Origin of the sequence: Natrarchaeobaculum aegyptiacum (assembly GCF_002156705.1) — an archaeon.
Taxonomy (GTDB): domain Archaea; phylum Halobacteriota; class Halobacteria; order Halobacteriales; family Natrialbaceae; genus Natrarchaeobaculum; species Natrarchaeobaculum aegyptiacum.
On the sequence record NZ_CP019893.1, the window covers coordinates 838,990 to 859,034 of the forward strand.

Genomic DNA, 20,045 nt, shown 5'->3' on the forward strand with positions numbered 1-20,045 from the left:
CGGCGATCGGGTTACGGGTTCTCGAGCCCGCGGCGTTCGGAAACGACGTACTGAACCTCGATCGGGAGTCGCTCCTCACCCGGTGGCTCGATGGCCGCCGCGAGGTCGTCGGCCAGCCCCGGTTCCGGTTCCGCGTCCGGCCCGGCGACGGTGACGACGACGCGGTCGACCGACTGGATCGGATAGTCGTCGTCGAGTTCCACTGCGACGTCCTCGAGCGTGCGGTCGTCGTAGGCGGGATCTGCGAGGACGGCTTCGGCTTCCGACTCGGCTGCGGACTCGAGCTGGGTCGTCTGGAACTCGAGGACGGTGACGCCGGCCAGCGGAGCGGCGAGGACGAGCAGGCCGACCGCGAAGATAGTCGCATAGACGGCCGTCGGCCGTCGAGTCGGCGATACCTCGAACAGCCCCTGTGGGCGATAGCCAGCGATCCAGAGCGTTCCCAGCGCGGCGAGGTTGATCGAGAGGACGTTGACGACGACGAGGATGGCCGCGCCGAGTGCGGCACCGTACATCCCCCAGGCGACCGTAATCCCGACCGCCGCGGCCGGCGGAATGAGTGCCGCGGCGATCATCACGCCGACGATTGCCTCCGAGAATCCGCGGGTGAGACTCAGGATGCCGGCGATACCGGCCCCGAGCGCGACCGCCAGCGAGAAGACGTTCGGCGCGACGCGCTCTTGCAGTTCGGTGGCGACGACGATGTCGACGCCCGCGGGCTCGAGTCCCGCGAAGCGAGCGAGCGTCGCCAGTCCGATCGAGGCGACGATGACCAGCGTGACGCCGGTCAGCTGGTACCGAAACCCCGTCCGACGGAGCCGGTCGTCGCCCGTGACGATGCCGACGTTGGCCGCGAGCGCAGGGCCGAGCAGCGGGGCGATGACCATCGCGCCGATGACGACCGCTGGCGAGTCCGCGAGCAGGCCCGCGGTGGCGACGACGGCGCTGATGAGCAACATGGTGGCGTAGACTGGAACCGGCGGCGTGAGTTCGTCCGCTTTCGTTCGCAGCACCTGTCTCGAGGTCCGAGAGCCAGTCTGTCCGCCGGTCCGGTACTGTTCCCGGAGCGTCGCGAACCGCTCGGAGACGACCGTCTCGGCGTCGATCACGACGACGGTCGACTCGTCACCGATGCCGGCCCGTTTCAGCCGGTCGAGGATCGGTTCGACCGCCCGCGTCGGCACCGGAAACCGCACCACCGCGTCGTAGGCCCTGTCGCTGGTCTCGTCGCCGACGACGTAGTCGATCCCTTCGTCTTCGAGAATGTCGAGGACAGCCCGTCGGTTCCCCTCGGGAACGGTCACTTCGAGGTACCGCATACGGGGGCCACACTCGAGGCGCTGATAGCCCTTGGGGCGATTACTGCGCCACACGGACCCGCAGGCGACCGGCTCGAGGGGAGCAGGTGACAGGTGCGGCCGACCGGCGACGGTAACCGACGACGCCGCGTCTGACCGCTATAGTAGCCACTGCACGTCAGTGCACACCTGATCGCCAGACTGATCGGCGATCAGTGTGTGAATCGTTGCAGTTGTTACTATAGTACCGTTCCAGGCGCCGACTGCGAGGTCGATCCGACTGACGCCGATCGGTTCGACCTCGCAGTTCAGACCTGGACCGCCACTAGAGGAACGGTCGCCAGTAGTACGGACTCACGAATCCCTCGACGAAGCCAGCGACCGCCAGCAGGATCCCGAGTCCGACGAGTACCCAGAACGCGCGTTCGAGGGCGTCCGCGAGGACGTCGGTGCTGGCTCGTCCCCTGAACGTGCGCCAGCCGAGGACACCGAGTCGAATCCCCAGCGCGCTGGCGATCAGGATCGCCGGAATCTCGAAGATGCCGTGGGGAACGACGAACGCCAGCAACTCGAGCGGTTCGACCTCGAGGCGGGCGAGGACGCCAATGTTGAGGCCGTTGAACACCACGGAGACGAGTGCCGGGACCGCGAAGACGACGCCAGCGAAGGCGGTGTTGATGGCGACGAGCCAGTTGTTCGCGAACAACTCGAGGGCGAACGCTGGCGGGATGATGCCCTCGATGCGCGCCGAGATCGACGCCGGGACGGTCCCCGCGAACGGTGCGGCCGCCCACCACCCCGCGTAAAACGAGGCGACGGCGAGGCCGAGGACGAGTACGTGGGTTCCCGGCGTCGCGCGGACGAACGCGACCAGTTCGCTCCAGCCGCGTCGAATCCCACGACGGAGCTGGGTCCGAAGGGATCGATCCGGCGTAGCGGGCGGTCTGAACTGGTCCCGGTAGCGCTGGTAGAGTCCCGTCTTGAGGAGGTCGAGCGCGGGGAACAACAGGAGCGAGGTCGCGAGCGTGACCGGCATCACGACCTCGAAGAAAACGAGTGCGCTCGAAACGACCCCGACCGCCATGATCGATCCGACGGAGATGGCGTAGTAGAACGCCGCGGAGACCGGCTCTCTCCGGACGAATCCAGCGGTGTTCGAGAGCGAGGAGAATACGCCCGCGTCGTCGACGACGACCGCGACGGGAGCGAACGCGAACAGTGCCCGCACGACGGCGATGAGTGCGACCCACACCATGACCCCGAGCAGCGCGACCAGAACCGCAACGATCGGATTCGCGAGCGCGAACAGGACAGCGATGAACAGGACCGGCAGAAAGACGAGTGTGGTCACGACGATCCAGAGGACGATCTCGAGCACGTAGAGCAGGACAAACCGGACGCCGTACCGTCGGAAGCCAGCGATGCCGGCGGTCGTTCCACGTCGGTTCTGCAGTCTGGCGTGACAGGTTGCGAGCTGGCCGCCAGCGACGACCGCAGTGGCGATCAGGAACACGCCGACGTAGACGATCGCTGCGAGGCCGAGCAGGAGCGACAGCGGAAGGGTCAACAGCGGCTCGAGAGCGTCACCGAACTCGACGATCCAGTCGCCGAAGGCCTCTGGATCGCCCTCGGGGTCGGGCATCTCCTCGACGCCGGCGAGAGCGGTCTCGACGACCTCGAGGCGGCCCGTCGAGAGGACGTAGAGGTAGGCGACGACGACGGCGACGAACGGGACGACCTGGGCGACGAGAGGGACCGCGCTTCCGAGAAAATACAGCGGGAAGAAGTCCGCCGGGCGGCTGCGAAAGACGGCACCGACGGCACGGAGGGGGTCGGAGAGGCTCATGGTTGCCCCATCATCGCCAGATAAGTTAAGGGAAGTGATCGATCTCGTCACCGATGAAGAGACCGGGAGAGCGGCGTATACGGAGAAGTTCGGTCAGCGGGGTCAGTTGTACGTCCGATCGTCGAACCCGTCATCGTCGTCGTCCCGGACCCCGTTCGAGAGCCGAGGGGTGAATCCGCCGGTCAGGATGACGGCGACGACGATGAGCGACGCGGCCAGGACGACGAAGTCGGCACTCGGGTCGTAGCCGGCCAGGCCAGCACCCGTCGAGACGACGAAGATGGTCACGGCGAAGACGATCGTCGCGAGCAGGCCCACGACGAGGATGCCGAGGACCGTCACCAGCAACCCACGGACGAGGCGGGACAGGGATGCCATCGTATCGACTCTTGGGACACCGGGCACGTAGGTGTTATCGTCCGTGACGGATCGGCGAAAAAAGACCGACGGCTCGAGTGTCGAGCCCCTATCCGAGCAGGTATCGCAGTTTCGAGTAGCGCTCGACCAGCGGTTGCCCGCCGACGCGCCGCTGTTCGACGACCCTGTCCAGCCCGAGGAACGCGAGCCCCATCGTGAGTCGGAGTCCGACGACGAACCACGCGCTCAACGCGTGGGGCTCTCCCTCGAGGGTCACGCCACCGTAGCGACTTTCAACCGATTTGCTGGAGTCGTTGACATCGTCGGTCACCTCTTGCGATTGCCGATTTTTCACCCATGCGCATTACTCGCTTTTCGGCCCCCATCTATTCGGAACGGTGCCATAGGTTTGTGCGGAATGTGATTTCCCATCCGAGATCCCCACCGTTCGTGTTTCGGGACTGGGTGAGAGTGTCCGCCCGAACCGGAGTGGGCTACGGACGAGACTTAGGGGATCGAAACCGTACGACTGGCATGGTCACCACGCTCTCCCCCGACCGGCTCGCCGCGATGCTCGACGGCGACGAATCGTTCACGCTCGTCGATACGCGCCCCGAAGAGAGCTACGAGTCCTGGCGCGTCCCCGGCGCGATCCACTTCCCGTTCGGCCCGGAGGAGGAACTGGACGGTCGCCTCGAGGAGTTCGACGAAACCGTCGGCGACGCCGACCGCGTCGTGACGATCTGTGCGAAGGGCATCTCCTCCGGAAATCTCGCCACGCAACTCTCCTCGGCAACCGACGACCACGAGGTCAACGCGGTCGATGGCGGCATGAAAGGCTGGAGCGGCGTCTACGAGACCGCCGCGGTCGACGCCGGCGGCGACCTCACGATCGTTCAGGTCCAGCGCCGGGCGAAAGGCTGTCTGGGGTACGTCGTCGGCTGTGCGGCGACCGGCGAGGCCGTCGTCGTCGACCCCACCGCCGACGTCGAGGAGTTCGTGGTCGCCGCCGAGGAAGCCGGTCTCACGATCGACGGCGTGATCGACACCCACGTCCACGCCGACCACGTCTCGGGCGGCCGCGAACTCGCCGACCGCCTCGAGGTGCCCTACTACATGGGCGAGCACGCCGCCGACCGGGACGTGACCGCCGAGTTCACGCCGCTCGCGCACCTCGAGGTGCTCTCCGTCGGCGACCGCGAGGTGAAGGCGCTGTACACGCCGGGGCACACGAGCGACATGCTCTCCCTGCTGGTCGACGATCGAGCAGTGCTCACCGCCGACACGCTGCACGCCGAGTCGACCGGGCGAACGGAACTCGAGTTTGGCGAGGTGCCACGCGCCTTGGAAACTGGGAACGGTGAAACCGCGAGCAATGGCGAAGAAGGAGCCCGACTGCTCTACGAGACGCTCCAGCGGACGATCCTCACCCAGCCAGAACAGATACTCGTCCTCCCGGGCCACGTCCCCGTCACCGCCGAGGGCGAGTTCGACACCGGCACGCCCGGCAAACCAATCACGACGACGATCCACGACGCACGGACTGGGATCGACGTCCTGCGTCTCGAGGAAGACGAGTTCGTCGACCGGATGGCCGACGCCGGCGAGAAACCCGCCAACTTCGAGGAGATCATCGAGACGAACCGCGGGACCCGGGAGCAGCCCCCGGAAGACCGCGTCGAACTCGAGATGGGGCCGAACAACTGCTCGGCGTAGTCGAGCTGTGTGAGCCGCCGACTGGTGGCTCCACCATTCCACCTGCCCGAACAACCGAAATATTTACACATGCCAAGCACGTAATCAAAATGGGGCACGAGCCCTTCCTCCAGCGGAACAAACGGCGATCCGTAGCGCCTGTGGCCGAAGGCCGACCGGCGAACGGTTTCCACCGAGCCCGACGTGGCCGAGGACACGGCTGCGACACGGCGATGACCCGGGCCGGAGCCGGCCGTCCGACAGGTCCAGTCCGCCGGATCGTCGCCATGCGGAAGCCCCCTGGAGGATACACACGGGGTCGAGGCCGGCGACAACGCACGCAGTGCCGAAGCCGGTCGAAGAACTCGTGTGGACCGTTTCGATTACCCCTTCCGCGCGAACGTCTCCAGTCTCTCGATCACCGGCGCTCGAGAGTCGTCGTGGCACTCGAGCGCGAAGAAGTCGGCGAACTCGAACAGTACCTCGTCGGCGTCGCGAACTCTGCCGCGCACTGCAACTCGATCGCCGTCGACCAGCACCGACTCGAGGTCGTGGCTCGTGTCGGGATTGGGCCGCTCCTCGCGCATGAACTGGACGAACGCCTCGCGGCTCTCGAACGTCCGATCCGGCCGTCGCTGGACGAATCCCGGAGCGAGGACTGACTCGAGGGGCCCGTACTCGTGGGCGTCGAGGGCGTCGTAGTACCGTCGAACGGTCTCGGGCGCGTCCATGCCCCCGACATTCGAGCGCGGGGGTAAAAGCCTGCCCTCGCTGCACCGACACCGCGTCGGTATACGCGCCGTTCCACGCCGCTTTTCTCTCACCACCTCTTACCCGGTCGCGTGGAGTGTCACGTCTACTACGAGGGCGACGACGACCCCGACAAGTGCACGGCCCGCCGCCTCGAGCGCTTCGACGAGGCCGTCTTGCACCGCTCGATGCGGCAGGTCCCCTACGGGGTCGTGCTCAACCCCCACGCCGAACAGGCGCTCTCGCCGGCCGACGCCGCCGAAGGCCTCGAGACGCTCGTCGCCCTCGATTGCTCGTGGGAATCCGCGGAGGCCGCGGCCTTCCGGATGAACGGCGTCCACCGCGCCCTGCCCTTTCTGGTCGCGGCCAACCCGGTGAACTACGGCCGACCGTTCCGCCTGACGACCGTCGAAGCACTCGCCGCCGCCTGCTGCATCTTCGATCGCTACGATCGCGCCGAAGAACTCCTCGAGCCGTTCCGCTGGGGCGAGACGTTCCTCACGCTCAACGAGGAACCGCTGCGCCGCTACAGCGAGTGTAGCGACTCGAGTGAGGTCGTCGCCGTACAAGACGACTACCTCGCCGGGGAGTGACCGCCGGTCGTCAGCCGCTCGCAGGACCCACCTGCCCCGGATCACAGCGGTTATATGCCCCTCGGGCCAACGACGGGGTATGCCAGGATCCGACGCCGCCGACCGTCGAACGCTCGAGAAGATGATCTGCATGCGCTGTAACGCCCGCAACGCGGCCGACGCCGACCGCTGCCGCAAGTGTGGCTACGGGAACCTGCGCCCGAAAGCAAAGGAAAAACGCGCAGCCTGAACGCCGTCTTCTCCTCTCTTCGACACCGACGCTCGAGCCGCTGGCTCGCTCGAGCGTGCGTCGTCTCTCGACTACTCGTCGGGATACTTCGGCTCCCGCTTCTCCGCCCGCTGCAGCGCCGTCTCTACCACGTCTCGAACGTCACCGTGGAAGACGCCACCGTGGCCCGAATACATGTGCTCAACGCTCTCGGGCAGGCGCTCGAGCAGGTCCTCGATGCTCTCGATCAGTCGCTCACGGGACTGGCCGGCCATGTCCGTGCGGCCGAAGCTGCCGTAGTCGAACGCACCGTCGTCGTGGACCACGACGTCGCCCGAGAAGAGCGTCGTCTCGGAGACGAACGCGACGTGGTCGTCGGCGTGGCCGGGCGTGTAGACCACGTCGAAGGTCTCGTCGCCGATCGTCACCGTATCGCCGTCGTCGATCGCCTCCGTGCGCAACGGATGGTCGTCGTAGGCGTAGACGTCCGGGTCGAATTCCTCGACGACTGACTCGAGTTCGGCGACGTGATCGCCGTGCTGATGGGTGAGAGCGACGGCGTCGACGTCCTCGACGTGAGTCCGGATCTGATCGATCACGCCGTCCCAGGCACCCGCGTCGACGAGCGTGTTCTCCTCGCCGACAGCGAGGTAGGCGTTGCAGGTGAACGTCTCCGCATCCGCGGTCACGTGACGTACGTCCATACCTGACACTCGAGGGCCGAGACAAAAATGCTGGTGCCCGGGCTCGCGGTGCCAGCGTGCAGCGGGAGTCGTTGTCCGCGAACTCAGTTCCTACCGACATCCCGGGTGACCGCGGAATTTTTGACACCGGAGGGAGTAGTAGAACGTGCATGGGATTCGGGAGCTACGACGAATCCGAGCAACGGGACGTAGATACTGATTTTGACGACGACGACGCGGTATCGGCCGAAGAGAACAGCCACGAAGGAAGCATCGAGTTCGAGAACGGAGCCTCGAGCGACGAGTTACTCGACCGGTTACAGGAGATCAAAGAGAGCGAGGACTGACCCGGTGGCGGCGACCCGGCTCCGGTGATCCAACACTGTGATGAAATCTGGGGTTCGGGCACTCGGAATCGCCGAGTCGTATCAGGAAGACGCGAGCCACAGCACTCTCGCCGGAGCCGTCGTTCGCGCCGACGGCGTTCTCGAGGACCTCGATTACGTATCGTGTACGGTCGGCGGAACCGACGCCACCGACGCCGTGGTCGACCTCCTCGAGGGCCGTCTCCGGCCGGACGTTCGGTACGTCTTCTTCGGTGCCGTCGCCCCCGCGTGGTACAACGTCCTCGATCTGTCCCGAATCGCAGCAGTCGCCGACCGGCCGGTGCTCGCGGTGACGTTCGAAGCGAGCCCCGGTCTCGAGCCCGCACTCCGGGACGCGTTCTCGGGTCGGCAGCTGGAATCGCGACTCGAGACGTACCGATCGCTGCCCGACCGCTACCCGGTCGAGATCGGTGAGAGCGAAGAGACGGTCTACGTCAGACATCTGAACTGCGACCGCGAGGAGGCCGCCGAGGTCGTCGACGGATTCACGCTCGCTGGCGGCCGTCCCGAACCGATCCGGGTTGCGAGCGTGGCCGCTCGAGCCGGTGATCGATACGTCGACGAGGGGTAAGGCTGGCCGGCAGCTCGAGTGCGGTTCCAACGGGTCCAGAGCTTGCTGATCGCAGTGACGGCACGGAGGGTGTCGACGACGTCGTCGTCTCCGACGGCGACCTCGAGACGTAGCAGCCGAGCACGTCCGGGAGAACTGCATACGGCGACCCGAAAGACGTAGTACGGTACCTCCCGACCGCCCGGTATGAGCGAGATGGAAGACCTTCGGGTCACGGCGTGTGAACGCTGTCCCGAGCTGGTCGAATCCCGAAACCGGATCGTCAACGGCACCGGTCCCGACGACGCCGAACTGCTGTTCGTCGGCGAGGGTCCCGGTGCCAACGAGGACGCCGAGGGCGAACCCTTCGTCGGTCGCAGCGGCTCCGTCCTCGACGACGGGCTCCGGGCCATCGGCGTCGACCGGTCGGCCGTCCGGATCACCAACTGCGTACGCTGTCGGCCGCCGGAAAATCGCGACCCCACCACCGAGGAACTCGCGAACTGCCGCGGCTACCTCGAGACCGAAATCGACCGACTCGGCCCCGAAGTGATCGTCACCCTCGGAAAGGTCCCGAGCGAACACCTCCTGGAGCGGTCGGTCGCCGTGACGAAGGAGGCAGGTGAGATCGAGGAAGTCCGGATCGGCGGCGAGCCCCGCCGGGTGCTGATCAACGTCCACCCCGCGGCGACGCTGTACGATCGGAGCCAGAGCGAGACGTTCGAATCGACGCTCGAGCAGGCGGCGGATCTGGCGGGGCTCGAGAACAGCAGCGACCAGTCGCGACTCGACGGGTTCTGACGACCGGACGCAGCGGAGGGCTCTTACCCAGGTCCGAACGCCGCGATGTCAGCGCCCACTGTCGCCAGCGCGTCGGCGGGGTTCGGGTCGCTGTCGGCCAGATGAGTGTACCGCTGCTCCGGAACGCTCGAGAGCGTCGCCGCGACGGCCTCGCTGTAGGCCTCGACGCCGGGTTCCGTCGGGTCCTCACCACCCCAGACGTCCCGGATGACAGTCATCGAATCGATGCGCACCTCGAGCCTCCGTGGGTCGTACCGAGTCACCAGTTCGGAGAGCCCCAGCTCGAGGGCGGCGTACTCGGCGGTGTTGTTCCCCGTCCGGGAACCGACGGGGCGGCCGAGACGGGCGAGCTGGTTCTCCGCGGCGTCGAGAACGACAGCGCCAGCACCTGCGGGGCCGGGGTTGCCGCGTGAACTGCCGTCGACGTAGAGCACGAACGCGTCACCCACCGGCTCGGGAGCGGGCGGCCGGGTGAGTTCCGACTCGAGCAGGTCCTCGAGTGCGCGGCGCAGCTCCGCCGGACTGGTTGCGGGGTCGAAGAGTCCACCGTAGCCGGGGACGGCGTCGTCGATGGCGTCGGTGGCAGTTGCCATCTCGTAGCCGACGCGAGCCAGCACCTCGTCGACCAGCGTGGCCAGCGGCGAGCAGTGTTCGGCCGGAAGGCGGTCGTCGCTCACGGTACGTGCCCCCTCGAGTGTCGGTTCCTGACTCCCGGACTATCGCTGCCGGACGAGGTCGGTGGCTGGTCACACCACGGCATACCGGTTCTCGGCGCTCGAGCGAAATAATCCCTTCAGGTGCGCCGGTGGCAGGCCGATTCGAATCGATCCGTCCGTTACGACCAGCGAGTCAGCAAATGGAGAACGAGACGGCCGAGAGGCCGCTCGGGTGACCGGTCACTCCCGATGGTACCGGACGACGTCGAGAACGGCACCGACCTCGTCGTTCCAGAACGTTTCGTCAGCCGTCACGAGCGCTGCACCGTGTTCTCGCGCCGAGGCTGCGATCAGTCCGTCGGGCTGATCCGCCGGAACGCCGATTTCCAGAAGCTCTCGTTGCAATCGCGCGGATTCGGTCGCGGTCTGCTCAGTCACGTTGACGATCTCCATGGTGGAATCGACGATCGAGAACACCTCCTCCGGGGTACCGGGAACGTAGCCGTAGAGCACCCCCATATACGTCTCGTACAGGACGAGACCCGAGACGATCCACTCGTCGTCCTCGTACTCGATCAATAGCTCTCTCGCCGGCTCGTATCCAGCCAGATAGTCGCTCAGGACGTTCGTATCCAGCAGCAACATTATTCGTCCGTCTCCTCGATTCGCTCACGCATCCGTTCTCGCGTCCCCCGACGAAGCTCGTCGATCTGCTCCGGATCGTACTCGAACGCCGGATCAGCCTCCGCGAGTGCTCCGAATCCGGCCCATTTGTCCGTCCCCTCAGTGAGCCGCTGAAGCAGCTCGTCGTAGCTCTCGTCTTCACGCTTGTGGAGGTCTAGCTGCGCCTTCGTCCGCCGGGAGATGCGAATGGAGGTATCACCCATGTATGCACATACGTATGCACATACAAAATGGTTGGCGAAACCAGTTATTTTTCTCACACTCGCTCTGCTTCGAAACCACGTACGAGGCCACGCGTTCGGGGAATCCGAACCGGCGACCCGTGGCCTTATTCCCTCGGCGTTCGAATGCGCCGGTAATGGACGGCGAAATCTCACCGTCGGAGGTCAAGGAACTGCTCGAAGAGGACGCGGACGTCAGAATCGTCGACATTCGCGACGAGCACAGTTTCCAGCGAAGCCACATCCCCGGCAGCGAGAACGTGCCGTTTCACGAACTCACCCGTCGCGTCGACGAACTCGAGGACGCAGCGCGGATCGTCACCGTCTGCCCCCACGGCAAGGCCAGTGTGCAGGCGGCGAACCTCATCGGTTCCTACGAGGGGACTGCCGACGCGACCGTCGAGAGCATGGCCGGCGGACTCGAGGAGTACGGCCTCCAGTTCGGTCTCTCCCGGGAGGAGTCGGCCGAAGAAGCTGGTGCCGACGCCGAGTCGCCGTTTTGAGGACCAGAGTGCCACACCGACCCGATCGGTGGAATGTAGCGGCCCTGAAATCCATCGAGTGGGCCAGAACGTCGTTCGTATCACGCTGGCAGTTCGAAGTGGTCCGTACACACCAGCCAGTGCCCTCCCCTGGTCGCGGCCCATTTTTCGGCTCTCGCAGGTGACCGGCGGATCTTCGAGTCGTGACGGCGAGGTCACAACGTCACGCGCGGTGCCCGTCCCACTCCCCAACCTCGACGACCAGACCGGCGTGGCGAAGCCGATCGGCGAGCGGCTCGCCGATTCCGGATGCCGGGGTGAGGATGCCACCCTCGAGTGGCGAGTCGACCTCCTCGCGGACGAGACACATTGCGGCCTCACCGAGCATGATCGCGGTCGCGCCGTACCCCGGATCGCGGTCGGCACTGATCCGGCCCTCCACGACGAACGGGCCGTCGATGGCGGTCCCGCGGCCGAGCGCCCGCAGAGTGAAATAGCCCGTCTCGATCTGTTCTCTCGTCGGTCCCTCGCCCGGATCGGGGAACACGAACCGGCGGACTCCCTCCCGGATCGGTCCGACGGCCATCGCGGCAGTGGCGAGTCCGAGTCCTGCGGTGATAGCGCTTGCACCCACGAGGCCGCCGGGGCCACCACCCACGGGGACGACCTCCGTACACTCGAATTCGCGGCCCCAGGGATAGTCGAGCAGGGCGTTGCTCCGGCGGACGACCCGCTCGTTGACGACTGCCATCGGTGACGGGGCCGTCCACACCGCTCGTAAGGGGTCCATCGTCGGGAGCGTCTGGGCACCCGGGTCGACGCCGTCGCGTTCCCCACGCGGTGCCAGCGAGTACGGGTTTCGGAGCGTCTGCCGGGCGATCGGGTCCGTCGATGCGGCCCGAAACACGTCGACGATGCTCGAGGCCGTCCCGCCGCTGACGCCGCCGCGACCGTCCTCGAGGTAGAGTCGCACCAGATCACACGACGCCCCGAACTCCTCGCGGGCGAACGACTGGACGAGCAACGTGGCGAGGTCGGCAGGGATCGAGTCGAACCCGCAACTGTGGACGATCCGGACGCCGGCGTCGACCGCCTCCTCGTGGTAGCGATCGATCATCTCCCGCACCCAGGTGACCTCCCCGGTCAGGTCACAGTAGTCGGTTCCGGTCGCGAGACACGCCTCGACGAGCGGCGTACCGTATCTGGTGTACGGGCCGACAGTCGTACAGACGACCTCGGTGCGGTCGGCGAGCGCGTGGAGACTGTCGGGATCGGTCGCGTCGCCGACCTCGATCGGTATCTCCTCCCACCCGGACTGGCTGCTGGTGAGCGTCGACGCCAGTTTCTCGAGGCGGCGCTCGTCTCGACCGCCGAGGGCGAGCGAGAGTTGCGCCGGCGTGTATCGGTCGGTGAGGTGCTCGGCCACGAGGCGGCCAGCGACGCCGGTTGCACCCCAGACGACGAGGTCGTGCGTTCGATCGGTGGTCGACACGGCTGGTCGTCAGTTCGCGCTCGACGGACTCAACTGTTGGGTGGGGACCAGGACGGTGGCTCGACCGGCCAGCGGATCACTGACCGGAGTCGACGGGCCTCGAGAGGCGCGCGACCGTGACCCCCCGCAGGACTCGACGTCGCGCCACGACGGGGTCTGGGCGACCGGCGCCCCCTCGAGTCGGCACTGTAAATTAATTGTCGCTCCGACCGACCTATCCGTATGTCGCCACCGCCCAGTCGCGCATACGAACTCGGCTTTCGCTCGGTCGACCGCGAGTACGCCGGCCGACGGCTCCCGGTCGAGGGGACCGTTCCGACGTGGCTCTCCGGCGCGCTGATCCGGAACGGACCGGGCCGGTTCGAGTTCGGCGGTGAACGTGCGGCCCACTGGTTCGACGGACTGGCGATGCTCCGTCGGTATGGGTTCGACGACGGCACCGTCACCTACACGAACCGGTTCCTGCGGAGCGATGCCCGTGCGGCAGCCGACGCCGGCGACGGTGCGGCGGAGTTCGCGACCGGTGGCAACTCCCTCCGCGGAACCCTCGGGTGGCTCCGGTCGCTCGGGCCGCCCGAACCGACCGACAACGCCAACGTCCACGTCGCCCGGATCGGCGATCACTTCGTCGCGCTCACCGAGGCACCCCGACGAATCGCGTTCGACCCGGTGACCCTCGAGACGCGCGGCGAGTTTCGCTGGCGTGACGACATCCCCGAGCACCTGGCGACGGCACACCTCCGGGTCGATCCGACTCGCGAGGAGACGATCGGCTTCTGTACCGAGTTCGGACTCGATCCGACCTACCACCTCTATCGAATCTCCCACGACCGTGGCAGCCGAACCCCAATCGCGACCGTCCCGGCTGCCGGGCCGGGCTACGTTCACGACTGTTCGATCACAGACTCACACGTCGTCATCGTCGAAACGCCACTCCGGATCTCGATCGTCAAGGTACTCGCGCCGTGGACGGAAGGATTTCTCGACCTCCTCGAGTACGACGAGGACGCCGGCAGCCGATTCGTCGTCGTCGACCGCGACACCGGGGCCGTGGTCAGGACGTTCGAGACGGCACCGTTTTTCTCCTTTCACCACGTCAACGCCTTTCAGGACGACGACGAGGTGGTGGTCGATCTCGTCGCCTTCGAAGACGACGCGATCGTCCGGGCACTCTCCCTCGAGGCGCTCGCGGCCGACGGCTTCGAGGCGGCTCCGGACGGCCGGTTTCGAAGATACCGACTCCGTCCGGGCGACGGACGGGTCCGGCGCTCACAGCGGTACGACGGTGGACTGGAGTTACCGACAGTTCCGGAACGATTCGGGGGTCGCCGGTACCGGTATGCCTACGCACAGGCGACCGACCGGCAGGGGGCGAACGGACTGGTCAAACTCGACGTCGAGAGCGGCCAGGCAACGGAGTGGTGGGAACGCGGCGTCTACGTCGAGGAACCACGGATGGTCGCCCGTCCAGACGCGGCGGCCGAAGACGACGGCGTCGTGATCGCACCAGCGCTCGATACCCGACGGGAGCGATCGCTGCTGCTCGTGTTCGACGCAGAGACACTCGCCGAGCGAGCGCGAGCCCCGCTGCCTCACGCCGTCCCCTTCGGGTTCCACGGCCGGTACTTCCCCGACGCCTGACCTCTCTCGTTGGTGGGGAGGCTAGCTCTCGAGAATATATCGGTATTTCAATAGAAAGGCGACTGCTCGAGACGCCACGAAGACCTCGCCACAAGAGCAAGAGTTACGCTCCCTACATCCAAACTGTCGGAGCGGACGTAATGGAGCGCAACCACCACGACGTGATCGTTGTCGGGGGCGGAATATCCGGGTGTTTTGCGGCGGCAACAGCGGCGACGGCGGGCCTCGATGTCGTCCAGCTAGAGCGCAAGCCCCGCGAACAGGGCGGATTCATCGCCTGTGGCGACGCGATCAAGAGTCCGCGAGACCCACAGAAGTATCCCGGTCCGATCGACATGGACGCGATCGCCGACGACGAATCGGTCCTGGTCGACAACAACATCGACCAGATCGAGTACCGGGACGAGCAACTCGGCGTTCGGAAAATCCTGCCCTACGAGACGGGCAGCAACGTCGTCGACCGCTACGAGTTCGGCCAGCGACTGCTCGAGCAGGCCGCCGAGCACGGGGTGACCCAGCACTACGACACCGTGGTCAACGAGGTAACCCAGAACGGGCGCGTCACCGGCGTGAAAGCCGTTCGTGACGGCGATCCGGTTTCCTACGAGGGCTCGGTAGTGATCGACGCTGCAGGCGCACAGTCGATCCTGCAGGACATGATCGAGTTCGAGACGCTCGAAACACCCAGTGATCCAACGTTCGAGGTCCCCCACTACACCCACTTCGGGTCGGCCTATCGCGAGATCATCGAGACCGACGAGCCGGTCGAGTACCAGAACGCCATCGTCGGGAAACCGCTCGAGGAACTCGGGTACATCTGGTACTTCCCACGGACACCGACGCAGATCAACGTCGGGCTGGGGTTCCAGATGAACAAACCGCCGATCCCACTGGTCGACCGCTTGCGCCGCGACGTCGAGAGCAGACCCGAGTACGGGGGTGCGACCGTCGCCGAGCGATTCGGCACCGCGAACAAACTCGGGTCTGCGATCGCACTCCGCCGACCGCTCGATTCGATGGTCGCGCCCGGGTACCTCGCGACGGGCGGCGCGGCCGGAACGACCCATCCGATCACGGGAAAGGGCATCCGGGGGGCCGCATACTCCGGCTACTCCGCCGGTCGCGCCGCCATCGAAGCGATCGAAGACGGCGACGTCTCCGAGGCCGGACTCTGGGAACACAACCGCTGGCTGTACCGCGACCACGGCGAAGCCGCGAAACTCGCCTCCTGGGACGCCTACAACGTCGCCGCGAGCGCGCTCGAGGTGAACGTCCTCCGGGCGCTCACCGCGTTGCTTCCCGAGACGGAACTCCGCGAAATCGTCGGCACCTCGACGGAAGTCGAGAGCCTCTCTGCGAAGCTACTCGTCGGCACCGGGATACTCAAAAACTTCGTCGCCGAGTATCGCAGAGACACCTTCGACGCGCTCGGGGTGAGTCTGGGAGCCCTGTCAGACGCCGTCCTCACGGTCAGGAAGACGCGTGACTACGTCGGGACGTACCAGAAGCAGTACGAGGCCTATCCGGCGGACCCATCGACGTTCGACCGATGGCGTGCCGACCGCGACCGAATCGACCAGGGGTTTTACGACGCGCTCGAGCTGTCACCCAGCGAGTACAAGTACTGATCGGTGGTCGAAGCGGCTCGAGCGCGTCGTGAGACACTGGCGGGGCGAACGTTCTGCGTGTGGCTGGAGTGAAGAGCCGCTGCGAGTGCCGCCATCGAAACCGGGGCGACTGTCGGAACGGCCGAAGAGTGCTGTCGGTGGGTGGCTGGAATCGCCACCGAAGCCAGCGGCTCTCGAGAGCGTTACGATCGGAAAACGGTTCGGGGTCCGCCCGACTGAGTCAGATCATCGCGGGCATTAGGCGACGTTGAAGCCGCGATCCCGAAGGAAGTCTTCGACGCGGCCGCGGTGGTTACCCTGCAGTTCGATGTGGCTGTCTTCGACGGTACCGCCACAGGCGAACTTGGACTTGAGATCCGACGACAGACTGTCCAGGTCGACGTCCTTCGGATCGAATCCTTCGATGATCGTTACCTCCTTACCGTATCTGCGCTCGTCAATGCGGATGTTGAGTTGCTGTTGCCCCTTGGCCACGTCTTCGCAGACGCAGAGTTCCTCGGGCAGCCCGCACGTCGAGCAGACTTCCGACATTACGTGCTGTGCTACGAAAGGACCATATTAAACACTATCGGGACCCAGACGCCCTCGTGCGGTTCTTTTTGACGTGTCGACCATCAGGATTGTCCTCGACCGGGGAACGGCAGGCGACTGCGCTCGCGCGCCAGGTCGTCGACGGCACGGATTGCGGCGTCAGCGGACGCTCGATCGACACCTTCGCCGTAGACCGCTCGCTCGCGACACGCGAACACCGTACGGACGCGAGGGTCGATCACGAGGTTGTCGCCCGCCCCGTTCGTGCTTCGGGGTTCCGACGCTACGCCCACCGTCTCCTCGGTCGCCGCGGCTGCCTCGAGCGCCCGCAGATACGCCCGCGGCGATTCACCCGGCCGTCGCGGGCGGTAGGCGTCCGCGAGCAGCCACTCGAGTCGGCGGAACGCCCGTTCGGCGTCCCGATCGGGATCGCCACGGGGGCCGTGCCAGTATCGGCCGATTCCTCGACGGAAGCGATGAACGCCGTCCGTGTGGCGGGCGAACGCAGCGAGACCGACGAGCGCGACCGCGAGGAGGGCGACCGTCTCCCACGAGGTCGGGACGACGATCGGGCCGCTCTCCTCACCGTCGTCTCCGCTATCTCCCTCGTCAGCCGGTTCCATCCCATCGTCGTCCTCGACGGAGTCCTGTTCGTCCTCCGGTGAGGGTGCGTCGTCGTCCTCGCGGTCGGCGGGATCGACGCGGTCGTCGTCAGTCACACCGGGGTCGTCCTCGGACTCGCCGCCATCGTCGTCTGCCGGCGAGTCGGTTCCGTCGGGATCGTCCGCCAGCGACGAGTCGGTACCGACGTCGGCGTGAGCCTCGTGGGTGACCTCGCGATCTGCCGGCGGCGTCGGCTCGAACGGCACCCAGCCGTGGCCCGGGAAGTACACCTCGACCCAGGCGTGGGCGTCGAGACCGCGAACCTCGTAGGTGTCCTCGTCGACCTGCTCACCGGCCGTGTAGCCGGTCGCGTACCGCGCGGGGACGTCCTCCGCACGGAGCATCTGAACCATCGTCGTCGCGTAGTAGACACAGTAGCCCGCGTCCATCTCGAGCAGGAAGGTCTCGGCGACGTCACCGGTCGGCCGGTCGACCTCGAGGGAGTACTCCTTCGAGTTCCGGAGGTAGTGTTCGATCGCGACGGCCGTTTCGAAGGGCGTCTCCGCTTCCGCCGCGATCTCGGCTGTCCGCTCGTCGAAGGCGCTCGAGGTGGTCTCGGGACGCTGGAGGTAGTAGTCCTCGACCTCGTCCGGATAGTCCGTTCCTGCCCGCCGGAGCTCACCCGGATCGGGATCGACGACGGCGCTCTGGACCGTGTAGGTCTCGCCCTCGGCGAGCGCCGAGCCGGGGTGAACCTGGCCGTGACTGGTAACCGTCGCGTCCTCGACGGCCGACCCCCGGAGGTCGATCGGCTCGGCCGCGACCGGTGTGACGCCGAGTTCCGTCTCCGCGCGAACCTGCTGTTCGACCAGGTCGTACTCGCCAGGTGGGGGCCGAAGGGTGTCCTCGAGTGGCGATTCCTGCCCAGAACGGAGCCACTCGCTGCCCGTGTACCGGTCGTAGACGCCGGTGCGCCAGTAGGTCGGCTGCTCGCTCTCGACGGTGAACCGGACCTCCGGGGAGAGGTCGACCGAGCCGGCGATTCCGGAGCGCTCCGGTGAGGCGTCGATCGTCCCCTCGAGCGTCCCAGCCTCGCCGGTTCCGGGGGTCGACGCGGTCGTCGGCCCGCTCGGAACGAACGAGACGGTCAACGAGAGGACGAGCACGACGGCCAACAGGACTGCGAGGAGGTCGACCTGCCCGAGCGAGCCGTTGCGGCGCTCGAGTTCGCCGAAGCCGACCGCGGCGATCGCAGCGAGGCTCCCCAGGAGCGTGACGGTCGTCCCGGCATCGCCGGTCAGGACGAGGAAGCCGAGGGCGAATCCAGCGGGGAGCACGCTCGCCGCGTACCGGCCGCGGAGCACGAGGTACCACGAGAGGAACGCGGGTGCGGGGGCGAACGCGACGGTCCAGACGTCTGCGGCGACCATCTGCAACAGGGGCTGGCCGGCCGCGAGCGTGATCGCGTCGGCGACCAGGTCGTCGGCGGTCGCCCCGAGGACGTCGAGTCGCACGCCCGCGGCCTCGAGGTAGTAGGCGAACCCACCTGCACCCGCGAGGAGTGCGAGAACCGCTGCACTTCGCGGCCGAATCGCTCGCGCGAGGATCGTCGCAACGAGGATCGAGACGCCGACGACGGCGAGCAGGGTCTGGGTCCCGCCGACGACCCGGGTCACCTCCCGGAGGACGCTCACGTAGGCGGCCACGAGCACGAGGACGCTCCCGAGCGCCAGCAGCCGGAACGTCGCAGTCTCCGAGTCCGATCGTAACGACCTGATCCTCCCCATTCCGCCCGCAGTGTCTCGATCCGTCGGCTCCGCGTTCGTCGCCGTCACGGACTCACCCCCGATTCGGACGGCCCTGAATCGCCAACTCGAGCGCCCTCGATTGCCCCCGTATCCGGTTCGTCGCTCTGGCCGGTCGGATCGACCAGCACCTCGGACCCGCCGACGGCCACGACCGGTCCGGAGTCGGTGGCGCGGATCACGACCTCGGAATCGCTGCCAGCGCCACCCTCGAGCGGCTCACCCTCCCAGCGCGCGAGGACCGCGAGCAGGTCGCGGTAGTGCTCGGGGCCAGCTCCCGGCTCCAGTCGGTCCCCGCCCGCGACGAGACCGACCCGGACGCCGGACTCCAGACACTCGTCGACGACCGCCGCGGCGACACTGGCGAAATCGTCGATCGTCTCGGCCGTCCCGGCACGGGTCTCGTCGTCGGTCACGCCCTCGAGGGCGACCGTGACCGCCCCGGTCGAGTCGGTCGACGTGCGCTCGGAGACGAGCAGGTCGCCACCGGGACGCTTGGCACTGGCTTTCCAGTGGACGTCACCCAGCGGGTCGCCACGCTGGTACGCCCGGACGTGGTCGAATTCCTCGCGGCCGTCCTCGTGACCGGCACCGCTACCAGCGACACGAGCGAGCGAGGTTCGCAGGTCACGTCTGACCCCGGAACCGAGCGAGGCGACCCGCGGATAGACGAGGACCGTCATCGTCTCCTCGCGGTCGAATCGGCGGGTCACGAGCCCGAAGACGTCGGTGACGACGACCGACAGCGGTCCGAGTTCGTGGACGCCCCGCGCTGTGAGGTCGACCTCGTACGTGAGCCGGCGGCCCGCCTCGAGCGTCGTCTCGAAGACCGGGTCCGAACCGTCGACGAGCTCGAGCCCGTCGCCGATCCGGTCACGAATCGTCGCCCCCGTAGCGCCGTCGCTCTCGAGGGTGAGCGAGACGGTTCGGCGGTCGCCGGGAAACCCCGGTTCGACCGGGGCGCGATCGACGGCCGGCCGCGAGCGCAGGCCGACGATGGCCACGGCGGCGACGAGGACGACGACGAGCGGGGCGACGATGGCGTTCAACGATCGCGGGCCAGCGTGCAGGCTGGCCGCGAACGCGAGCACGACGATGACGAGTGCCGTCAGTCCTCGCAGCGTCGGTCGCATCG

General features: G+C 66.8%; 22 protein-coding genes. 9 read left to right on the plus strand and 13 right to left on the minus strand.

Annotated features, from left to right (window positions below; translation table 11 throughout):
- Positions 1–11 precede the first annotated feature (11 nt).
- The 4 genes from B1756_RS04185 to B1756_RS04200 all read right to left on the minus strand — a co-directional run bounded on the left by B1756_RS04185 (position 12) and on the right by B1756_RS04200 (position 3,832).
- Positions 12–1,319, minus strand: coding sequence for a TIGR00341 family protein (locus B1756_RS04185; RefSeq protein ID WP_086887414.1), 1,308 nt, complete (start codon positions 1,317–1,319; stop codon positions 12–14).
- 304 nt (positions 1,320–1,623) lie between these two features.
- Positions 1,624–3,144 (minus strand): stage II sporulation protein M, encoded by a 1,521-nt coding sequence (locus tag B1756_RS04190; protein WP_086887415.1) that lies wholly within the window; start codon positions 3,142–3,144, stop codon positions 1,624–1,626.
- Between the two features lie 102 nt (positions 3,145–3,246).
- On the minus strand, positions 3,247–3,522 hold the full coding sequence (locus tag B1756_RS04195; RefSeq protein ID WP_086887416.1) for a hypothetical protein: 276 nt from the start codon (positions 3,520–3,522) through the stop codon (positions 3,247–3,249).
- Positions 3,523–3,610: 88 nt separating this feature from the next.
- Complete coding sequence (locus B1756_RS04200) at positions 3,611–3,832, minus strand: hypothetical protein (RefSeq protein WP_086887417.1); 222 nt, start codon at positions 3,830–3,832, stop codon at positions 3,611–3,613.
- A gap of 203 nt (positions 3,833–4,035) precedes the next feature.
- Between B1756_RS04200 and B1756_RS04205 the strand changes: the two genes are divergently transcribed.
- The gene (locus tag B1756_RS04205; protein WP_086887418.1) at positions 4,036–5,217 is read left to right on the plus strand and encodes an MBL fold metallo-hydrolase; all 1,182 of its coding nucleotides are present in this window, start codon (positions 4,036–4,038) and stop codon (positions 5,215–5,217) included.
- Positions 5,218–5,579: 362 nt separating this feature from the next.
- Here the strand turns inward: B1756_RS04205 and B1756_RS04210 are convergent, their stop codons facing one another.
- Complete coding sequence (locus tag B1756_RS04210; RefSeq protein ID WP_086887419.1) at positions 5,580–5,927, minus strand: nuclear transport factor 2 family protein; 348 nt, start codon at positions 5,925–5,927, stop codon at positions 5,580–5,582.
- A 111-nt stretch (positions 5,928–6,038) separates the two neighbouring features.
- On the opposite strand from B1756_RS04210, the gene B1756_RS04215 reads away from it, so the two are divergent.
- The gene (locus B1756_RS04215; RefSeq protein WP_086887420.1) at positions 6,039–6,539 is read left to right on the plus strand and encodes a DUF367 family protein; all 501 of its coding nucleotides are present in this window, start codon (positions 6,039–6,041) and stop codon (positions 6,537–6,539) included.
- Between the two features lie 79 nt (positions 6,540–6,618).
- A complete protein-coding gene (locus tag B1756_RS04220) occupies positions 6,619–6,768 on the plus strand; it encodes a 50S ribosomal protein L40e (protein WP_086887421.1) in 150 nt (49 codons plus the stop codon).
- A gap of 71 nt (positions 6,769–6,839) precedes the next feature.
- Here the strand turns inward: B1756_RS04220 and B1756_RS04225 are convergent, their stop codons facing one another.
- Entirely contained in the window at positions 6,840–7,451 is a 612-nt protein-coding gene (locus B1756_RS04225) for an MBL fold metallo-hydrolase (protein ID WP_086887422.1), read from the minus strand.
- A gap of 149 nt (positions 7,452–7,600) precedes the next feature.
- Here B1756_RS04225 and B1756_RS04230 point away from each other — a divergent pair, with 149 nt between their 5' ends.
- The 3 genes from B1756_RS04230 to B1756_RS04240 all read left to right on the plus strand — a co-directional run bounded on the left by B1756_RS04230 (position 7,601) and on the right by B1756_RS04240 (position 9,167).
- On the plus strand, positions 7,601–7,777 hold the full coding sequence (locus B1756_RS04230) for a DUF5786 family protein (protein WP_086887423.1): 177 nt from the start codon (positions 7,601–7,603) through the stop codon (positions 7,775–7,777).
- 40 nt (positions 7,778–7,817) lie between these two features.
- Positions 7,818–8,387 carry an endonuclease dU gene (locus B1756_RS04235; RefSeq protein ID WP_086887424.1) on the plus strand — a complete coding sequence of 190 codons (570 nt, stop codon included), beginning with the start codon at positions 7,818–7,820 and terminating at the stop codon, positions 8,385–8,387.
- A 186-nt stretch (positions 8,388–8,573) separates the two neighbouring features.
- A complete protein-coding gene (locus B1756_RS04240; protein WP_086887425.1) occupies positions 8,574–9,167 on the plus strand; it encodes a uracil-DNA glycosylase in 594 nt (197 codons plus the stop codon).
- Between the two features lie 23 nt (positions 9,168–9,190).
- Here B1756_RS04240 and B1756_RS04245 read toward each other — a convergent pair whose 3' ends face one another.
- The 3 genes from B1756_RS04245 to B1756_RS04255 form a co-directional block, all read right to left on the minus strand.
- Positions 9,191–9,844 carry a ribonuclease HI family protein gene (locus B1756_RS04245; RefSeq protein WP_086887426.1) on the minus strand — a complete coding sequence of 218 codons (654 nt, stop codon included), beginning with the start codon at positions 9,842–9,844 and terminating at the stop codon, positions 9,191–9,193.
- A gap of 219 nt (positions 9,845–10,063) precedes the next feature.
- Positions 10,064–10,468, minus strand: a complete 405-nt coding sequence (locus B1756_RS04250; protein ID WP_086887427.1) for a type II toxin-antitoxin system VapC family toxin — start codon at positions 10,466–10,468, stop codon at positions 10,064–10,066.
- On the minus strand, positions 10,468–10,710 hold the full coding sequence (locus B1756_RS04255; RefSeq protein ID WP_086887428.1) for a DUF7557 family protein: 243 nt from the start codon (positions 10,708–10,710) through the stop codon (positions 10,468–10,470). The genes B1756_RS04250 and B1756_RS04255 overlap by 1 nt, the downstream gene beginning before the upstream one ends.
- 155 nt (positions 10,711–10,865) lie before the next feature.
- Between B1756_RS04255 and B1756_RS04260 the strand changes: the two genes are divergently transcribed.
- Positions 10,866–11,231, plus strand: a complete 366-nt coding sequence (locus tag B1756_RS04260; RefSeq protein WP_086887429.1) for a rhodanese-like domain-containing protein — start codon at positions 10,866–10,868, stop codon at positions 11,229–11,231.
- Between the two features lie 202 nt (positions 11,232–11,433).
- On the opposite strand, the gene B1756_RS04265 is transcribed toward B1756_RS04260, so the two are convergent.
- Positions 11,434–12,702 (minus strand): saccharopine dehydrogenase family protein, encoded by a 1,269-nt coding sequence (locus B1756_RS04265; protein ID WP_086887430.1) that lies wholly within the window; start codon positions 12,700–12,702, stop codon positions 11,434–11,436.
- Positions 12,703–12,924: 222 nt separating this feature from the next.
- Here B1756_RS04265 and B1756_RS04270 point away from each other — a divergent pair, with 222 nt between their 5' ends.
- Positions 12,925–14,343 carry a carotenoid oxygenase family protein gene (locus tag B1756_RS04270; protein ID WP_086887431.1) on the plus strand — a complete coding sequence of 473 codons (1,419 nt, stop codon included), beginning with the start codon at positions 12,925–12,927 and terminating at the stop codon, positions 14,341–14,343.
- Between the two features lie 140 nt (positions 14,344–14,483).
- Complete coding sequence (locus B1756_RS04275) at positions 14,484–15,971, plus strand: geranylgeranyl reductase family protein (protein ID WP_086887432.1); 1,488 nt, start codon at positions 14,484–14,486, stop codon at positions 15,969–15,971.
- Between the two features lie 237 nt (positions 15,972–16,208).
- Here the strand turns inward: B1756_RS04275 and yciH are convergent, their stop codons facing one another.
- The 3 genes from yciH to B1756_RS04290 all read right to left on the minus strand — a co-directional run bounded on the left by yciH (position 16,209) and on the right by B1756_RS04290 (position 20,043).
- Entirely contained in the window at positions 16,209–16,502 is a 294-nt protein-coding gene (gene yciH, locus B1756_RS04280) for a stress response translation initiation inhibitor YciH (protein WP_086887433.1), read from the minus strand.
- An 83-nt stretch (positions 16,503–16,585) separates the two neighbouring features.
- Positions 16,586–18,940, minus strand: coding sequence for a transglutaminase TgpA family protein (locus tag B1756_RS04285; RefSeq protein ID WP_228434466.1), 2,355 nt, complete (start codon positions 18,938–18,940; stop codon positions 16,586–16,588).
- On the minus strand, positions 18,937–20,043 hold the full coding sequence (locus tag B1756_RS04290; protein WP_086887434.1) for a DUF58 domain-containing protein: 1,107 nt from the start codon (positions 20,041–20,043) through the stop codon (positions 18,937–18,939). Before B1756_RS04290 ends, B1756_RS04285 begins: the two co-directional genes overlap by 4 nt.
- Positions 20,044–20,045 lie beyond the last annotated feature (2 nt).